The organism is Paracoccus hibiscisoli, from assembly GCF_005048265.1.
GTDB classification, from domain to species: domain Bacteria; phylum Pseudomonadota; class Alphaproteobacteria; order Rhodobacterales; family Rhodobacteraceae; genus Paracoccus; species Paracoccus hibiscisoli.
This window is the reverse complement of sequence record NZ_SUNH01000015.1, coordinates 46394-61102: the sequence shown is the minus strand read 5'-3', so window position 1 is coordinate 61102 and position 14709 is coordinate 46394. Positions and strand designations below refer to the sequence as shown.

Annotated in this window: 16 protein-coding genes; 4 read left to right on the top strand and 12 right to left on the bottom strand. The window is 67.7% G+C overall.

The window, feature by feature from the left end:
• The first annotated feature begins 53 nt into the window (after nt 1-53).
• Nucleotides 54-1505 (top strand): TrkH family potassium uptake protein, encoded by a 1452-nt coding sequence (locus FA740_RS11650; protein ID WP_136856946.1) that lies wholly within the window; start codon nt 54-56, stop codon nt 1503-1505.
• Here the strand turns inward: FA740_RS11650 and FA740_RS11645 are convergent.
• A complete protein-coding gene (locus FA740_RS11645; protein WP_246053601.1) occupies nt 1502-2794 on the bottom strand; it encodes a peptidoglycan-binding protein in 1293 nt (430 codons plus the stop codon). The two genes, FA740_RS11650 and FA740_RS11645, sit on opposite strands and share 4 nt — an antisense overlap.
• A gap of 119 nt (nt 2795-2913) precedes the next feature.
• Between FA740_RS11645 and FA740_RS11640 the strand changes: the two genes are divergently transcribed.
• From FA740_RS11640 to glyS, 3 genes are read left to right on the top strand one after another with little or no spacing between them, the layout of a single operon-like run.
• A complete protein-coding gene (locus FA740_RS11640) occupies nt 2914-3834 on the top strand; it encodes a glycine--tRNA ligase subunit alpha (RefSeq protein WP_136856945.1) in 921 nt (306 codons plus the stop codon).
• A complete protein-coding gene (locus FA740_RS11635) occupies nt 3831-4301 on the top strand; it encodes a DUF6446 family protein (protein WP_136856944.1) in 471 nt (156 codons plus the stop codon). The genes FA740_RS11640 and FA740_RS11635 overlap by 4 nt, the downstream gene beginning before the upstream one ends.
• Complete coding sequence (gene glyS / locus FA740_RS11630; protein WP_136856943.1) at nt 4301-6619, top strand: glycine--tRNA ligase subunit beta; 2319 nt, start codon at nt 4301-4303, stop codon at nt 6617-6619. The genes FA740_RS11635 and glyS overlap by 1 nt, the downstream gene beginning before the upstream one ends.
• A 147-nt stretch (nt 6620-6766) precedes the next feature.
• On the opposite strand, the gene FA740_RS11625 is transcribed toward glyS, so the two are convergent.
• From FA740_RS11625 to FA740_RS11575, 11 genes are all read right to left on the bottom strand, one after another.
• Nucleotides 6767-7546, bottom strand: a complete 780-nt coding sequence (locus FA740_RS11625; RefSeq protein ID WP_136856942.1) for a succinate dehydrogenase iron-sulfur subunit — start codon at nt 7544-7546, stop codon at nt 6767-6769.
• A gap of 13 nt (nt 7547-7559) precedes the next feature.
• Nucleotides 7560-8384 (bottom strand): hypothetical protein, encoded by an 825-nt coding sequence (locus FA740_RS11620; protein ID WP_136856941.1) that lies wholly within the window; start codon nt 8382-8384, stop codon nt 7560-7562.
• Nucleotides 8381-8683 (bottom strand): hypothetical protein, encoded by a 303-nt coding sequence (locus FA740_RS11615; protein ID WP_246053599.1) that lies wholly within the window; start codon nt 8681-8683, stop codon nt 8381-8383. The genes FA740_RS11620 and FA740_RS11615 overlap by 4 nt, the downstream gene beginning before the upstream one ends.
• Before the next feature lie 25 nt (nt 8684-8708).
• Complete coding sequence (locus FA740_RS11610; protein ID WP_136856939.1) at nt 8709-9080, bottom strand: hypothetical protein; 372 nt, start codon at nt 9078-9080, stop codon at nt 8709-8711.
• A complete protein-coding gene (gene sdhA / locus FA740_RS11605; RefSeq protein WP_136856938.1) occupies nt 9080-10882 on the bottom strand; it encodes a succinate dehydrogenase flavoprotein subunit in 1803 nt (600 codons plus the stop codon). The genes FA740_RS11610 and sdhA overlap by 1 nt, the downstream gene beginning before the upstream one ends.
• 7 nt (nt 10883-10889) lie before the next feature.
• Nucleotides 10890-11279: a succinate dehydrogenase, hydrophobic membrane anchor protein gene (locus FA740_RS11600; RefSeq protein WP_136856937.1), complete on the bottom strand. Its 390-nt coding sequence runs from the start codon at nt 11277-11279 to the stop codon at nt 10890-10892.
• 7 nt (nt 11280-11286) lie between these two features.
• The gene (gene sdhC, locus FA740_RS11595; RefSeq protein WP_136856936.1) at nt 11287-11679 is read right to left on the bottom strand and encodes a succinate dehydrogenase, cytochrome b556 subunit; all 393 of its coding nucleotides are present in this window, start codon (nt 11677-11679) and stop codon (nt 11287-11289) included.
• Nucleotides 11680-11984: 305 nt separating this feature from the next.
• Nucleotides 11985-13019 (bottom strand): MaoC family dehydratase, encoded by a 1035-nt coding sequence (locus tag FA740_RS11590; RefSeq protein ID WP_136856935.1) that lies wholly within the window; start codon nt 13017-13019, stop codon nt 11985-11987.
• Nucleotides 13016-13222: a DUF1737 domain-containing protein gene (locus FA740_RS11585; RefSeq protein WP_136856934.1), complete on the bottom strand. Its 207-nt coding sequence runs from the start codon at nt 13220-13222 to the stop codon at nt 13016-13018. Before FA740_RS11585 ends, FA740_RS11590 begins: the two co-directional genes overlap by 4 nt.
• Before the next feature lies 1 nt (nt 13223).
• Complete coding sequence (locus tag FA740_RS11580; RefSeq protein WP_136856933.1) at nt 13224-13775, bottom strand: NnrU family protein; 552 nt, start codon at nt 13773-13775, stop codon at nt 13224-13226.
• Between the two features lie 42 nt (nt 13776-13817).
• Entirely contained in the window at nt 13818-14660 is an 843-nt protein-coding gene (locus tag FA740_RS11575) for an HpcH/HpaI aldolase/citrate lyase family protein (protein WP_136856932.1), read from the bottom strand.
• Between the last annotated feature and the right edge of the window lie 49 nt (nt 14661-14709).

Sequence of the window (14709 nt, the reverse complement as noted above, 5' to 3'; positions counted from 1 at the left end):
GGCGCCCCCTCACGACCCTTGACGCGACCGTGACCGCGCGGCAACCAGAGGCGATGATAGACCTCCGCCCCGTCGCCCATCCGATCGGAAAGATCCTGACCGCGATCGGCGCGTTCATGCTGTTCCCGATGGCGGTCGATGCCTGGAACGGCGATCCGCATTGGGTGGTGTTCCTGCAATCGGCGGTGATGACCATGGTCGCGGGCGTGATGATCGCGGTCACCACGGCGGGGCGTTATGACCACCTGACGCTGCACCAGGCGTTCCTGCTGACCTCGGGGATCTGGCTGGTGCTGCCGACCTTCGGGGCGCTGCCCTTTGTGCTGGGCGCGCCGGATGCCAGCTTTACCGATGCGATGTTCGAATCGATGTCGGGTTTCACCACCACCGGCACGACCGTGTTCCCCGTGCTGGACGGGATGCCGCGTGGCATCCACCTGTGGCGGTCGATCCTGCAATGGTCGGGCGGGCTGGGGATCGTGGTCGTGGCGATGGTGTTCCTGCCGGTGATGAAGGTCGGCGGCATGCAGTTCTTTCGCTCCGAAGGGTTCGATACGATGGGCAAGGTGCTGCCCCGCGCGGGCCAGATCGCCGGAGAGATGACGCAGCTGTATCTGATCCTGACCGGCGCCTGCATCATCACCTATCTGCTGCTGGGGCTCAGCGGCTATGACGCGATCGTCCATGCGCTCAGCACCATTTCGACGGGCGGGTTCTCCAGCTATGACGCCAGCTTCGGACAGTTTCTGGGCGCGCCGGAATGGGCGGCCTGCGTGTTCATGCTGCTGGCCTCGATCCCGTTCATCCGCATGGTCCAGCTGATGCGCGGCCAGGCGGCGCCGCTGTGGCGCGACGTGCAGGTGCGCGCCTATCTGCGCTGGACGGCCTATGCCTGCGGGGTGGTGATCCTGTACCGGGTGCTGTGGCTGGGCCAGACCGCCCACCCCGAGGAAATGCTGAGAGAGACCGTGTTCAACGTCATCTCGACCTTTTCGGGGACGGGCTTTGCCTCGACCGACGTGACGCAATGGGGGCACCTGCCGCTGGTCGTGCTGGTCCTTGTGGGGCTGATCGGCGGCTGCACCGGGTCGACGGGCTGTTCGGTCAAGGTGTTCCGATACCTGGTCCTGTTCGAGGCCGTCCGCGCGCAGATCCGCCGCATGCAATCGCCGCGCCGCATCTATCCGCTGCGCTATGGCGGCCAGCCGCTGGATCAGGACGTGGTCGATTCGGTCATGGCGTTCTTTACGCTGTTCTTTCTGACCTTCGGCCTGCTGATCGTGGGCCTGTCCCTGACCGGGCTGCACCCGCGCACCGCGCTGACCGCCGCCTGGACGGCGATCGCCAATATCGGCCCGGTCTGGGGCCCAGGCATCAGCGCCAACGGATCGGTCGCCGATTTCCCGACCTCGGCCAAGTGGCTGATGACGCTTGGCATGTTCCTGGGTCGGCTGGAGCTGGTCTCGGTGCTGGTGCTGCTGCTGCCGCGATTCTGGCGCGGCTAGGGCAGGGTCGAGGGTGCGGCCCCTTCGTTCGTGCCGGGGCCGTGGCGGGTCAGGCTGTCGCTGATCTCCGCCAGCAGGCGGGTATGGGTGGCCTCGTCGCCCGCGGGCCAGATCAGCACGTAGCCCTCGGCCCGACCCTCGCGGACCCAGCCTTCGGCGGCGCCCAGATGAGCGTCGTTCCGGCCCTGCAGGGTGACATGCCCCTGCCGGACGGTGCGTTCGGGTTGGGGCACCCAGCCAAGCGCGGTGACCAGCCCCGCCAGGTCCAGCAGCTCCTGCTGGCCGCCCGGCTGGCTGAACAGGATCAGCGCCGCCCCCGACCCGTCCCGCGGGCCATAGATCGACAGCGCGCGTTCCGCCCGGTCAAAGGTCAGCGCCCGCATCGGCGCGGTGACGGTCAGCCCGGTGGCCTGATCGACCAGCGGCGCCAGCCCCTGCGCATCGGCCCAGGCCGCGCGTCGCCCCTCCAGCAGGCGCAGCGCGGTGCCCGGATCGGTCGAGGCGCGGGCGGTCGCGATCTCGGCCGCGATGGCTGCGCGGGTCATGGGGCCGTCCTTGCCGTCGATGACGCCCGCGTAATGCCCCGCCCACCGCAGGGCGCGCTGCACCCGGTCCAGCGGCGGCAGCGGCTCGGGCGCACCGGGGGCGGCCAGATCGGGCGCGGCCCCCTCCTCCACCGCTTGGCCCAGATCGGCCGCACGGGCCAGAACGGCATCCTCGGGGATCAGCCCGGCCTTGGTCAGCACCGGCAGCCAGGCCCGCCCCGCCTTCTCGGGCACGGGCCCAAGCGTCACCGCGAACCAGCCATCGGACAGCGCCCACAGCCCGGCCTCGGGGAAGGTCGCGCGCAGCCGCTCCAGCGCGGCGCGGCCCTCGACCTCGGTCGGGGCGGATTCCAGGCGCAGATAGCGGTCGGGCGACGGCGGTGTCTCATCGGGCAACGCGGCGGGCACGGCCAGCGCGCCTGCGGGGGTCAGGGCGGTCCCCTCGGCCGGGGTGCTGACGAACGCGTCCTGCGGCACCTTGCCCGCCTGTTTCAGCTGTTCCAGCAGCGGCCCGGCGCGGTCCGCAGGCAGCGGGCCGATGGCGATGCCCGTCCAGCCCCCCGGCAGCGGCAGCGTCACCACCCCGTCGAACCGGTCCGCCCAGGCCTGCGCCGCCTGTGCAGCCGCCTCAGGAGAGCGTTTCGCCTCCAGCCGGATCACCGCACCCTCGGCCCCCGCCACGCCGGGCATCAGGGCCAGAACCACCACCGCCGCGTGCCGCATCCGGGTCATCTTTGCCGTCATCCTGATCCTGCCATCCTGTCGCGGGCGCCCACCCGCCGCCGGGCCTTTATTGACCCTGTTCCGCCGCGCGCCTAGAAGACGCGGAACCTTGCGCCCGATCTACCCAAAAGGATGGCCCGATGACCAGCCCCAACCGACCCCGCAGCTTTCAGGAGATTATCCTGCGCCTGCAGAATTACTGGGCCGAACAGGGCTGCGCGGTGCTGCAACCCTATGACATGGAGGTCGGCGCGGGCACGTTCCACCCGGCCACCACGCTGCGCGCCCTGGGCGGGCGGTCCTGGGCCGCGGCCTATGTCCAGCCCTCGCGCCGCCCCACCGACGGGCGTTACGGCGAGAACCCGAACCGCCTGCAGCATTACTATCAGTTTCAGGTCATCATCAAACCGTCCCCGCCCGACCTGCAGGAGCTGTATCTGGGCAGCCTGCGCGCGATCGGGCTGGACCCGATGGTCCATGATGTCCGCTTTGTCGAGGATGACTGGGAATCCCCCACCCTCGGCGCATGGGGCCTGGGCTGGGAGGTCTGGTGCGACGGGATGGAGGTCAGCCAGTTCACCTATTTCCAGCAGGTCGGCGGCCATGACTGCAAACCCGTCAGCGGAGAGCTGACCTATGGCCTGGAGCGTCTGGCGATGTATGTCCTGGGCGTCGAACATGTCATGGACATGCCCTTCAATGCGCCCGACGCGCCCATCCCGCTGCGCTATGGCGACATCTTCCGCCAGACCGAACAGGAATATTCGCGCTGGAACTTTGACCATGCCGATACGGACACGCTGTTCCAGCACTTCAAGGATGCCGAGGCCGAATGTGCCCGCATCCTGGCCGCCGATCCGACCGACAGCGCGGGCCGCACCATCCCGATGGCGCACCCGGCCTATGACCAAGCGATCAAGGCCAGCCACATCTTCAACCTGCTCGACGCGCGTGGCGTGATCAGCGTGACCGAACGCCAGGCCTATATCGGCCGCGTCCGCGCGCTGGCCAAGGGCTGCGCCGACCTGTTCCTGACCACCGACGCGGCGGGCGCGGCATGAACGGCGGCAAGATCGCCGCGGTCGGACTGCTGGTTGCCACGGTCGCGGCGGGCGGGGGCATGTGGTATGCGCAGGAATACGGATACTATGACAGCATCGACCCGGCCACCGTCACGCTGGAGGTCGCCACACCTGCTGGCCCGCAGCCGCTGACAATCGCGGATGTCGAGGCGATCGACGCAGACAGCAGCCCGCTGCGCTGGCGCGCCTGCGCGACGGTCACCGACCTGCCCGCCGACGCCATCCCCTTTCCCGACGCGACGCCCCTGATCGGCCCGCGCTGGTTCGACTGTTTCGATGCCCGACGGATTGGCGCCGATCTGGAAAGCGGCGCCGCCCGCGCCGTCCTCTCGGTCGAGGACATCCGTCCCGACGTGGATCGCGTGCTGGCGATCTATCCCGACGGCCGCGTCTATGGCTGGCACCAATATCTCGACAAGACCCCGGAACGCGGAGTGATGGACTGATGCCCGACCTGCTGATCGAACTGTTTTCCGAGGAAATTCCCGCCCGCATGCAAACCCGTGCGCGTGAGGACCTGAAACGCCTGGTCACCGACGGCCTGGTCGCGGCCGGCCTGACCTATGCCAGCGCGGGTGCGTTCAGCACGCCCCGCCGCCTGGCCCTGACCATCGAGGGCCTGACCGCCCACAGCCCCACCACGCGAGAGGAACGCAAGGGCCCGCGCACCGACGCCCCCGAAAAGGCGCTGGAGGGGTTTCTGCGTGGGGCGGGCCTGACCCGCGATCAGCTGGAGGCGCGCGACGACAAGAAGGGCCAGGTCTGGTTCGCCACGATCACCCAGCCCGGCCGCCCCGCCGCCGACATCGTGGCCGAGGTGCTGGAGACGACCATCCGCACCTTCCCCTGGCCCAAATCCATGCGGTGGGGGTCGGGCAGCCTGCGGTGGGTGCGCCCGCTGCATTCCATCCTGTGCATCCTGTCGGATGAGGCCGGCGCCTCGGTCGTGCCGCTGACCGTCGACGGGATCGTGGCGGGCAACACCACCCGCGGCCACCGCTTCATGGCGCCCGACGCCTTCACCGTCAGCGGCTTCGACGACTATGCCGCCAAACTGCGCCGCGCCCGCGTGATGCTGGACGCCGAGGAACGCGCGTCCGAGATCCGCGCGCAGGCCGACAACCTGGCCTTTGCCCGCGGCTGGCAGATCGTCCCCGACGACGCCCTGCTGGCCGAGGTCGCGGGCCTTGTGGAATGGCCCGTCCCCCTGATGGGCGTGATCGAGGAGCGTTTCCTGGCCCTGCCCCCCGAGGTCCTGCAGACCTCGATGAAAGAGCATCAGAAGTTCTTCTCGGCCCGCAACCCGTCCACCGGGCGGATCGAGGGTTTCGTGACCGTCGCGAATATCGAGACGCCCGATGAGGGCGCGACGATCCTGTCGGGCAACCAGCGCGTCCTGGCCGCCCGCCTGTCGGACGCCGCCTTCTTCTGGCAGAACGACCTGCGCGAGGCGAAATCGGGCATGACGGCCTGGGCCGAAGGGCTGTCTGCGGTCACCTTCCACAACAAGCTCGGCTCCCAGGCCGACCGGGTGGAACGCATTGCCGCCCTGGCCCGAGAAATCGCGCCCCTGGTCGGTGCCGATCCCACACAAGCCGAACGCGCCGCCCGCCTGGCCAAGCTGGACCTGCGCTCCGCCATGGTCGGAGAGTTCCCCGAGCTGCAGGGCACGATGGGCCGCTACTATGCGCTGGAGGCCGGAGAGCCTGACGCCGTCGCCGACGCCGCCCGCGACCATTACAAACCCCTCGGCCCCTCGGACGAGGTTCCCACAGCGCCGGTCTCGGTCGCCGTGGCGCTGGCCGACAAGATCGACACGCTGACGGGGTTCTGGGCGATTGATGAGAAGCCGACCGGATCGAAGGATCCGTTTGCCTTGCGGCGGGCGGCCTTGGGGGTAATCCGGTTGATACTGGCGCACGGTAGTCGGATACCGTTGCGCCATGGGCTGTTTGTGGAGTTTGCTCGGAAAGCTGCTCTTCCTGAGATGTCAAAAGAGCTTCGGGAGAAATCAGCAGCAGTAGATGGAAACACATCAAGGCTTCGAACAGCCACTGAGGCGGCGACGCGCCTGTCCAAAGAACTTTCCAAGGAAAACGTCGAAAATCTCAATCACGTGTGGACGGTTGTGCGAGATCAACTCGACACGTGGCAAGAGATTTCGGGTCATGACATAGAATCGCTCGACAGTCTGGGTGAGGCCCTAAGACTTACTACTGCTAAGGTTGACGATAGCATTGCCGACCTCCTCTCCTTCCTCCACGAGCGCCTCAAGGTCCACCTGCGCGACCAAGGCATCCGCCACGACATCATCGACGCGGTGCTGGCGCAGGACGGGAATGACGACCTCGTGCAGGTGGTGAACCGCGCCACGGCGCTGAACGCGATGCTGACGACGGAGGACGGGCGGAACCTGACCCAGGGCCTCAAGCGCGCCGGCAACATCCTGGCCCAGGCCGAGGAGAAGGACGGCGTCGAATACAGCTTCGGCGCCGACGTCAAGTTCGCCGAGACGGACCAGGAACGCGCCCTCTTCTCCGCGCTGGATACCGCCGAACCCGCGATCAAGCGCGCCATGGTCGCACAGGACTTCCCGGCCGCCATGACCGCCATCGCTGCCCTGCGCACCCCCATCGACGCCTTCTTCGACGCGGTCCAGGTGAACACCGACCACCAGATCGTCCGGCGCAACCGCCTGAACCTGCTGTCGCGCATCCGCGAGGCCGGCCGCCAGATCGCCGACTTCACCCGCATCGAGGGCTGACCAACCGAACCGACGGAAAAGGGCCCGGAGATCACTCCCCGGGCCCTTTTCCATGATCGCCGCCCCCAGGGGAGCCCGAGGGGACGATACGTCCCCTCGGCGGGGGGTGCGGGGGGCTGGCCCCCCGCCCACCGTCGCGGGACGCAATCAGACCGCGCGTTCCACCATCATGTGCTTGATCGACGCGATGGCCTTGGCGGGGTTCAACCCCTTGGGGCAGGTGTTGGTGCAGTTCATGATCGTGTGGCAGCGATACAGCTTGAAGGGGTCCTCCAGCTCGTCCAGACGCTCGCCCGTGGCCTCATCGCGGCTGTCGATGATCCAACGATAGGCGTGCAGCAGCGCGGCCGGCCCAAGATAGCGGTCGCCGTTCCACCAATAGCTGGGGCAAGAGGTCGAGCAAGAGGCGCACAGGATGCACTCATACAGACCGTCCAGCTTCTTGCGATCCTCGATCGACTGCTTCCACTCCTTGCCGGGGGTGGGCGACTTGGTCTGCAGATAGGGGTTCACCGAGGCGTGCTGCGCATAGAAATGCGTCAGGTCCGGCACCAGATCCTTGACCACCGGCATGTGCGGCAGCGGATAGATCGACACGTCGCCCTTGACCTCGTCGATGCCGAAGATGCAGGCCAGCTTGTTGCCGCCGTCGATCACCATCGCGCAGGACCCGCAGATCCCCTCGCGGCAGGACCGGCGGAAGGACAGGGTCGGGTCGATCTCGGATTTGATCTTGATCAGCGCGTCCAGCATCATCGGGCCGCATTTGTCCAGATCGACGAAATAGGTGTCCAGACGCGGGTTCTCTCCGGTCTCGGGGTCCCACCGATAGATCTTGAACTTCTTGACGTTGGTTGCGCCCTCGGGCTTGGGCCAGGTCTTGCCGACCCGGATCTGGCTGTTCTTGGGCAGGGTGAACTGGACCATGGGGTAGCTCCTTTCAGAGAGTGCCTTCGGACGGCAAATGCGCCGTGAACAGGGGTTGCGAGCGGGCCACCAGATCGGCCACCCGGTCGCGGGCATGCGGGTTCAGCGCCAGCCCGTTCAGGCGGCGCAGAAATTCGGTCGCGCCGGGGCTCAGACGCTCCATCGCGCGGCTGTCCAGCAAAGGCAATGCGTCAAGACGCGCCTCGGGCACACCGGCCAGCGCCAGCAGCTGGCGTCCGGGCCGATCCGCATCGGATTCGTCCTCCAGACGCAGGCGGCTTACCCGGCCCGCGCCCAGCTCCGCCGACATGCGGCGCATCAGATCGCCCCAGCCCGGCAGCGCGGCGGTCCTGTCGCGAAACTGCGCCAGCGTCTCGGCATAGCCGTCCGTGCGGACCGCCTGCGCCCAGACCGAGGGCAGCCAGGCCGTCATCCGCCGCGTATAGACCGCGACATGGGGGGCGTAACCCCGCGCCTCGGCCCGCGCGACGATCAGCGACAGCATCTGCGGCAGCGCCGGAAACAGCCGCGTCTCGCCGCCATTGCCGGGCATGGCGCCGGCCAGGTTCTCGTGGCTGATGATCACGCCACGCCCGTCGTCGGGCAGCGTGTCCAGGACGGCGTCAAACGCTGCGATCAGGCGGTCGCGATGCGCGTCATCCGGCGTCAGGCTGAAGGCGATGGCCGCGCGTCCCAGGGGCCGCATCGGCGTGCCCTCCTCAGGCGTGCGGACCACCAGCAGATCGGACAGATCCCGTTCCGACCGGCGCAGAAAGCGTTGCAGGCTGGTCGTCCCGGTCTTCTGGACGCCGACATGCAAAAGCAGCGGGCGGCTCATCGGGTGCCCCGCCAGCCGGGCTGATCGGCCAGGACGCGGGTCGGGGCCTGACCGGACCGGCGCTGGACACAGCTGCTGAACACGTCGGACGGGTTGCGCCCGCGCAGATAATCGCTGCCGATCTCGAGGTTGACGCTGCCATAGCCGCGCGTCCCCCCCGAGCCGGAGCCGATGCCCATCGCGACGCTGCCGCGAGGGCGCTCGGCCAGTTCGGCGTCGCGCAGACAGCTCCGCTCGGCCTGGTCCACGGGGACCGGACCGCAGGCCGCCAGCACCGCGATCAGCGGCAGCAGACCCATGCGAAGCGTCCGCGCGATCATGGCGTCAGGCCGTGCGCGCCGCAGCGGCGATGCACTGCGTCGTGGCCGGCCGCGAGACGATTGCCGCCACGCTGTCGGCGGTACCCGAGGCGCCCGAACGCGACATCTGGGCGATGTCGATCAACTCGGCCGTGGTGGCGTTGTTGACCACGCAGTCGGTATAGGGCGAGACGTTGACGCCCGGCAGGCGGCGGCTCATCTCTCCGTCGACGACATTGCGCGCGACCTGACGCGAGGCGGCATCCAGGATGGTCGGCGTAGGCGCGGTGGCCACGGGGGCGGAGGGCACGGCAGGCCCGGTCATGGGGACCGGGGCCACGCAGCCCGCCAGGGTGACGGCGGACAGGCCGAAAGCGGCGATGAGGTTGAAGCGCATCAATAAACCCTTTTCTTCGGAGCGATCTTTTGCAGGTCGATCCCGCCTTCCTCGGCCGTGGTAAGGGGCTCCAGGTGGACGGGGCGATAGGCCAGTTTAACCTTGTTCCCGTCGACCCAGGCAAGCGAATGCTTGCGCCAGTTGGCGTCATCCCGCTCAGGGTAATCCTCGTGCGCATGCGCGCCGCGGCTTTCCTTGCGCGCTTCGGCCGCCACGATGGTGGTCAGGGCGTTTGGCATCAGGTTCGTCAGCTCCAACGTTTCCATCAGGTCGGTGTTCCAGATCAAACCACGATCGGTCACTTTTATGTCGTCCATCTTGCCGGCGATGGACTCCATCTTGGCCATGCCCTCGGCCAGGGTCTTGTCGGTGCGGAAGACCGCGGCGTCCAGCTGCATGGTGCGCTGCATCTCGTTGCGCAGCTCGGCCGTGCCGGTGGTGCCGTTGGCGTGGCGCAGACCGTCGAACCGGTCCAGCGCGCGGTCCACCTCGGCTTGGTTGGTCGACGGCACGGCACCCGCACGGTCCACGACCTCGCCCGCGCGGATCGCGGCGGCGCGGCCAAAGACCACCAGGTCGATCAGGCTGTTCGACCCCAGACGGTTCGCGCCATGCACCGAGGCGCAGCCCGCCTCGCCCACGGCCATCAGGCCCGGGAAGATCGCATCGGGGTTTTCCGGCGTCGGAGCAAGCACATCGCCCCAATAGTTCGTCGGAATTCCACCCATGTTGTAATGCACAGTGGGGATGACCGGGATGGGCGCACGGGTTACGTCGACCCCCGCAAAGATCTTGGCGGATTCGGAGATGCCCGGCAGGCGCTCATGCAGCGTCTCGGGCGGCAGGTGCATCAGGTTCAGGAAGATGTGGTCCTTGTCGCCGCCGACGCCGCGACCCTCGCGGATCTCCAGCGTCATGCAGCGCGAAACCACGTCGCGGCTGGCCAGATCCTTGTAGGTCGGCGCGTACCGCTCCATGAAGCGCTCGCCCTCGGAGTTGGTCAGGTAACCGCCCTCGCCCCGCGCACCTTCCGTGATCAGGCAGCCCGAGCCATAGATGCCGGTCGGGTGGAACTGCACGAACTCCATGTCCTGCAGGGGCAGGCCCGCGCGGGCGACCATGCCGCCGCCGTCGCCGGTGCAGGTATGGGCGCTGGTCGCGCTGAAATAGGCGCGGCCATAGCCGCCCGTCGCCAGCACCACCATCTTGGCGTTGAAGACGTGCATCGTGCCGTCGTCCAGCTTCCAGCAGACGACGCCGGTGCAGCGGCCATCGGTGATGATCAGGTCCAGCGCGAAATATTCAATGAAGAATTCCGCGTTGTTCTTCAGCGACTGACCATAAAGCGTGTGCAGGATGGCGTGGCCGGTGCGGTCGGCCGCCGCGCAGGTGCGCTGGACCGGGGGGCCTTCGCCATATTCGGTGGTGTGGCCGCCGAAGGGGCGCTGATAGATGCGGCCATCCTCGGTGCGCGAGAACGGCACGCCGTAATGCTCCAGCTCATAGACGGCCTTGGGGGCCTCGCGCGCCAGGTATTCCATGGCGTCGGTGTCGCCCAGCCAGTCCGACCCCTTGACGGTGTCGTACATGTGCCACTGCCAGCTGTCGGGGCCCATGTTGGACAGGGACGCGGCGATGCCGCCCTGGGCGGCGACGGTGTGCGAGCGGGTCGGGAACACCTTGGTCACGCAGGCCGTGCGCAACCCCTGTTCGGCCATGCCGAGCGTCGCGCGCAGACCTGCGCCACCGGCCCCGACAACGACCACATCATAGTCATGAACGGTTGTTTGGTAAGCTGCCATGTCGTCCTCAGATCGCGGGAAGGGTGAAGGCCATCTTGGCCAGCGCAAAGACGGCGGCGGCGATCACGCCCCAGCCAAAGATCGCGATGGCGACCATGGTCAGCTGCTGGGCGGTGCCGTGAACATAGTCGGCAATCGCGCCGCCCTGCGATCCCTTGATGAAATGGATCATGCCCACGATGATGAACAGCGCGGTGATGATGCCGGGAAAGGGCCTGCCGAAATGGGCCACGACCTGATCCTGGGGCAGGCCGATGGCGCCGCCCACGGCGATCAGGAACAGCGGCGTCAGCACGATCAGCGCATAGCTGCTCATCGTGATGTTCCAGTGATGCGCGGTGCCGGCGCGGGCCGAGCCAAGGCCCTGTGCGGCCTTGCGGGGGGTGATGTAACGCATGATGCCCTCAGCCGATGAAGAAGATGATCAGGCTCAGCACGGTCAGCGCGACCGAACCGATGATGATGCCCCAGGAGGCGCGCTTGGCGTCCTCGATCTCCAGGCCCATGCCGTTGTCGTAGAACAGGTGGCGCACGCCGGACAGCGCATGGAACCACAGCGCCCAGGTCGAGGCGGTCATGATCAGGAACCCCAGCCACGACCGCAGCACCCAATCGGCGGTCGCGAAGGCGCCGGGGCTGGTGACGGCGGCGACCAGCCACCAGACCAGCAGCAGGATGCCCGCGGACAGCGCGTGTCCGGTGATGCGCGTCAGGATCGAGGTGATCGCCGGCAGCGGCAGGCGATAGACCTGAAGATGGGGGGAAAGGGGCCGGTTACCCCGGTTCACGTCGGCCATCGGCGGCCCTCCTTTGTCGGTTCTCAGTGTCCCGTCGCAGGTTCCCTGGACCGAAGGCCGGGCTTGCCGCGAGGGCTGGCGATTGGTGCCGTTCTTGACCCGTTAGATGCCATCTGTCATCCGCAGATACCACCCCGCGCGCCGAAATGCCGCGGAATTGGCGCTTTGTGATCACACTTGCCGCAGCTGTGATCACAAGTAACCATTCCCGTCCCGCATGCCCTTGACCTGTTAGCGCAAAAGCCCGTCTTGCGCCAGACAAGGCGGGCCCACGCCGCGACTCGGGGCCCGCGATCACAGGGCCATCAGACCGGCATCAGCGCCCAGTAATCCAGATCCAGCAGCACCTCGGGGCTGTATTTGCCGTCCGCGCTGCGCAGGGTGCCCGCCGTGCCGCCGTCGCGCATGGCGACCAGCCGCAGGCGGATCGCGCCGATGCCCGGTGCGCTGGTCGGTGCGCGGTCCAGAACCTCGGACCAGGCGCGGACCGTGTCGCCCGCAAAGCACGGATTGGCATGCGCGCCGCCGTTCAGCGCCACGATCATCTGCGCATTGGCCAGCCCGTTGAAGGACAGCGCGCGGGCCAGGCTGATGACGTGGCCGCCATAGATCAGCCGCCGCCCGTCGGGGCGGTGGGTGGCGTCGAAATGCACCTTGGCGGTGTTCTGCCACAGGCGGGTGGCCAGCATATGCTCGGCCTCTTCGATGGTGACGGCGTCGACATGGTCGATGACCTCGCTCACGGCGTAATCGCCCCACCGATGCGATTCCCCCGCCAGATCAAAGTCATAATCAGTGAAGCTCAACCCCTCCGGAACGATCAGGTCGGCCGGATCGACGACCGACGCCAGGTCCGGCACAATCGGTTCGGGCGCAGGCGCGTCCGCGTCGCGTTTGCGGACCATCACCCATCGGACATAATCCAGCACGACCTCGTCGGATTGGTTCAGCCCCTGGGTGCGCACCCAGACCACGCCCGACTGACCGTTGGAATTCTGGCGCAGGCCGATCACCTGGCTTTCGGCGCGCAGCGTGTCTCCCGGCCAGACCGGACGCAGCCAGCGCCCCTGCGCATAGCCCAGATTGGCCACCGCGTTCAGGCTGACATCGGGGACGGTCTTTCCAAAGACGGTGTGAAAGGCCAGCAGATCGTCCAGCGGCGATCCGTCCAACCCGCAGGAAATCGCGAAATCATCCGACGAATACAGCGCATGCCGCGCGGGGTACAGCGCGTGATACAGCGCCCGTTCCCCTTCGGCCACGGTGCGCGGCACCGCGTGACGGATGGTCTGGCCGACCGTGTAATCCTCGAAGAACCGTCCGGGGTTGGTCTTGGTCATTGCTGTCCCAGCTTCATGTCGGGGTGATAGTCGGCCTCGATTTCCTTGGTGACGGCCTGGGCCATGCGCATGACGCCCTTGGCCGGGTCATGCGCCATGGACGGGCTGCCATGCAGCGACCAGCCCTTGGACAGGGCCTCGCTGACGCGGTGGCAGAACTGCGATGTGTCGTCATCGGTGATGCAGCGATAGATCAGGGGCATGTCAGGCTCCTCCGAAGGGCCAGGGGCCGATCCAGCCGTGGATCAGGCCGATGACGCCCATGACGATGACGGCGCCAAAGACGGCCATCGCCTCCTTGCGGGCGGGAAAGGGTCCGGTCGGGCGGACCCAGGGGCTGGCGCGGTTGATCGCCACCATCTCGACGAAGGCCCAGGCCAGCAGGCCGCCGAACAGGATGATGGACGGCGTGTCGCCATTGACCAGCAGATGCGCGCCCGCCCACAGGGCAAAGCCCCACAGCATCGGGTGGCGGGTATGGGCGGTCACGCGGGTCTTCATGCCGCTGGCCGCGAACAGGTAGATGCCGACCAGGACCAACAGGTTGTTGATGCCCACCAGCGCCGCATTCGGCCCCCAGAAGAACGCACCCTCTGCGCCGCGATAGCCGATGACCATCAGGATGATCGACAAGACCAGCAGGCCGGTGACCATCCCCTTGCCGCGTTCGCCCATCGAGGCGCGGCTGGCCGGGGCCATCCGCTTGTAGAGATGCGCAGCCCACCACAGGGCCACGCCTAGGATCAGGATCAGCATCTGGCTTTCCTCTCGCTGGAGCTTGTGGCGCGCAGACTGCCCTTATTGCGCCATGGCCGCAATCGCCTGCGCGCGGTCCAGCGTCTGGCGCGCGGTGGCGACATGCAGGTTCTCGACGATGCGGCCGTCGACCACGGCGACGCCCTTGCCCTCGGCCGTGGCCGCATCGAACGCCTCGATCTGGCGGCGGGCCAGGGCGACCTCCTCCTCGGTGGGGGCAAAGGCGGCGTTGGCGATCTCCAGCTGGGCGGGGTGGATCAGGGTCTTGCCGTCGAACCCCATGTCGCGGCCCTGATCGCATTCGGCGCGCAGGCCGTCCTCATCCTTGAAAGCGTTGAACACGCCGTCCACGATCACCACCCCATGCGCCTTGGCCGCCAGCAGGCACAGCCCCAACCCGGCCATCATCGGCAGCCGATCGGCACGAAAGCGGCTGCCCAGATCCTTGGCCAGATCGTTGGTGCCCATCACCATCCCCGCCAGCCGTGGATGAGCGGCGATGGCGGCGGCGTTCAGCATGCCCAAAGGTGTCTCCATCATCGCCCAGAGGGGCGTGTCGGGGATCATCTTGGCCACGCGGTCCAGGTCGTCCGGGCCGTCCACCTTGGGGATCAGCACCGCGTCGATCGCCAGCCCGGCGCAGGCGCGGGCGTCATCGGCGCCCCATTCCGTGGACAGCGCGTTGATGCGCACGATCCGCGCGCGCGGGCCGTAATCCTGCGTCAGGGCCTGGGCCAGCGCATCGCGCGCGGCGGCCTTGGCGTCGGGGGCCACGGCATCCTCCAGATCAAAGATGATCGCGTCGGCGGGCAGGCCGCGCGCCTTGTCCATCGCGCGGGCATTGGCGGCGGGAATATACAGGACCGAGCGATAGGGGCGGGCCATGGGGAAAACCTCCGGGTAACAATCTTGCGCCTTGGTGCCGCGCTGCGCC

What these genes read in the sequence shown, in the direction of transcription:
- FA740_RS11650 (WP_136856946.1), top strand. Translation starts at nt 54, where the DNA reads ATGATAGACCTCCGCCCCGTCGCCCATCCGATCGGAAAGATCCTGACC.
- FA740_RS11645 (WP_246053601.1), bottom strand. Translation starts at nt 2,794, where the DNA reads ATGACGGCAAAGATGACCCGGATGCGGCACGCGGCGGTGGTGGTTCTG.
- FA740_RS11640 (WP_136856945.1), top strand. Translation starts at nt 2,914, where the DNA reads ATGACCAGCCCCAACCGACCCCGCAGCTTTCAGGAGATTATCCTGCGC.
- FA740_RS11635 (WP_136856944.1), top strand. Translation starts at nt 3,831, where the DNA reads ATGAACGGCGGCAAGATCGCCGCGGTCGGACTGCTGGTTGCCACGGTC.
- glyS (WP_136856943.1), top strand. Translation starts at nt 4,301, where the DNA reads ATGCCCGACCTGCTGATCGAACTGTTTTCCGAGGAAATTCCCGCCCGC.
- FA740_RS11625 (WP_136856942.1), bottom strand. Translation starts at nt 7,546, where the DNA reads ATGGTCCAGTTCACCCTGCCCAAGAACAGCCAGATCCGGGTCGGCAAG.
- FA740_RS11620 (WP_136856941.1), bottom strand. Translation starts at nt 8,384, where the DNA reads ATGAGCCGCCCGCTGCTTTTGCATGTCGGCGTCCAGAAGACCGGGACG.
- FA740_RS11615 (WP_246053599.1), bottom strand. Translation starts at nt 8,683, where the DNA reads ATGGGTCTGCTGCCGCTGATCGCGGTGCTGGCGGCCTGCGGTCCGGTC.
- FA740_RS11610 (WP_136856939.1), bottom strand. Translation starts at nt 9,080, where the DNA reads ATGCGCTTCAACCTCATCGCCGCTTTCGGCCTGTCCGCCGTCACCCTG.
- sdhA (WP_136856938.1), bottom strand. Translation starts at nt 10,882, where the DNA reads ATGGCAGCTTACCAAACAACCGTTCATGACTATGATGTGGTCGTTGTC.
- FA740_RS11600 (WP_136856937.1), bottom strand. Translation starts at nt 11,279, where the DNA reads ATGCGTTACATCACCCCCCGCAAGGCCGCACAGGGCCTTGGCTCGGCC.
- sdhC (WP_136856936.1), bottom strand. Translation starts at nt 11,679, where the DNA reads ATGGCCGACGTGAACCGGGGTAACCGGCCCCTTTCCCCCCATCTTCAG.
- FA740_RS11590 (WP_136856935.1), bottom strand. Translation starts at nt 13,019, where the DNA reads ATGACCAAGACCAACCCCGGACGGTTCTTCGAGGATTACACGGTCGGC.
- FA740_RS11585 (WP_136856934.1), bottom strand. Translation starts at nt 13,222, where the DNA reads ATGCCCCTGATCTATCGCTGCATCACCGATGACGACACATCGCAGTTC.
- FA740_RS11580 (WP_136856933.1), bottom strand. Translation starts at nt 13,775, where the DNA reads ATGCTGATCCTGATCCTAGGCGTGGCCCTGTGGTGGGCTGCGCATCTC.
- FA740_RS11575 (WP_136856932.1), bottom strand. Translation starts at nt 14,660, where the DNA reads ATGGCCCGCCCCTATCGCTCGGTCCTGTATATTCCCGCCGCCAATGCC.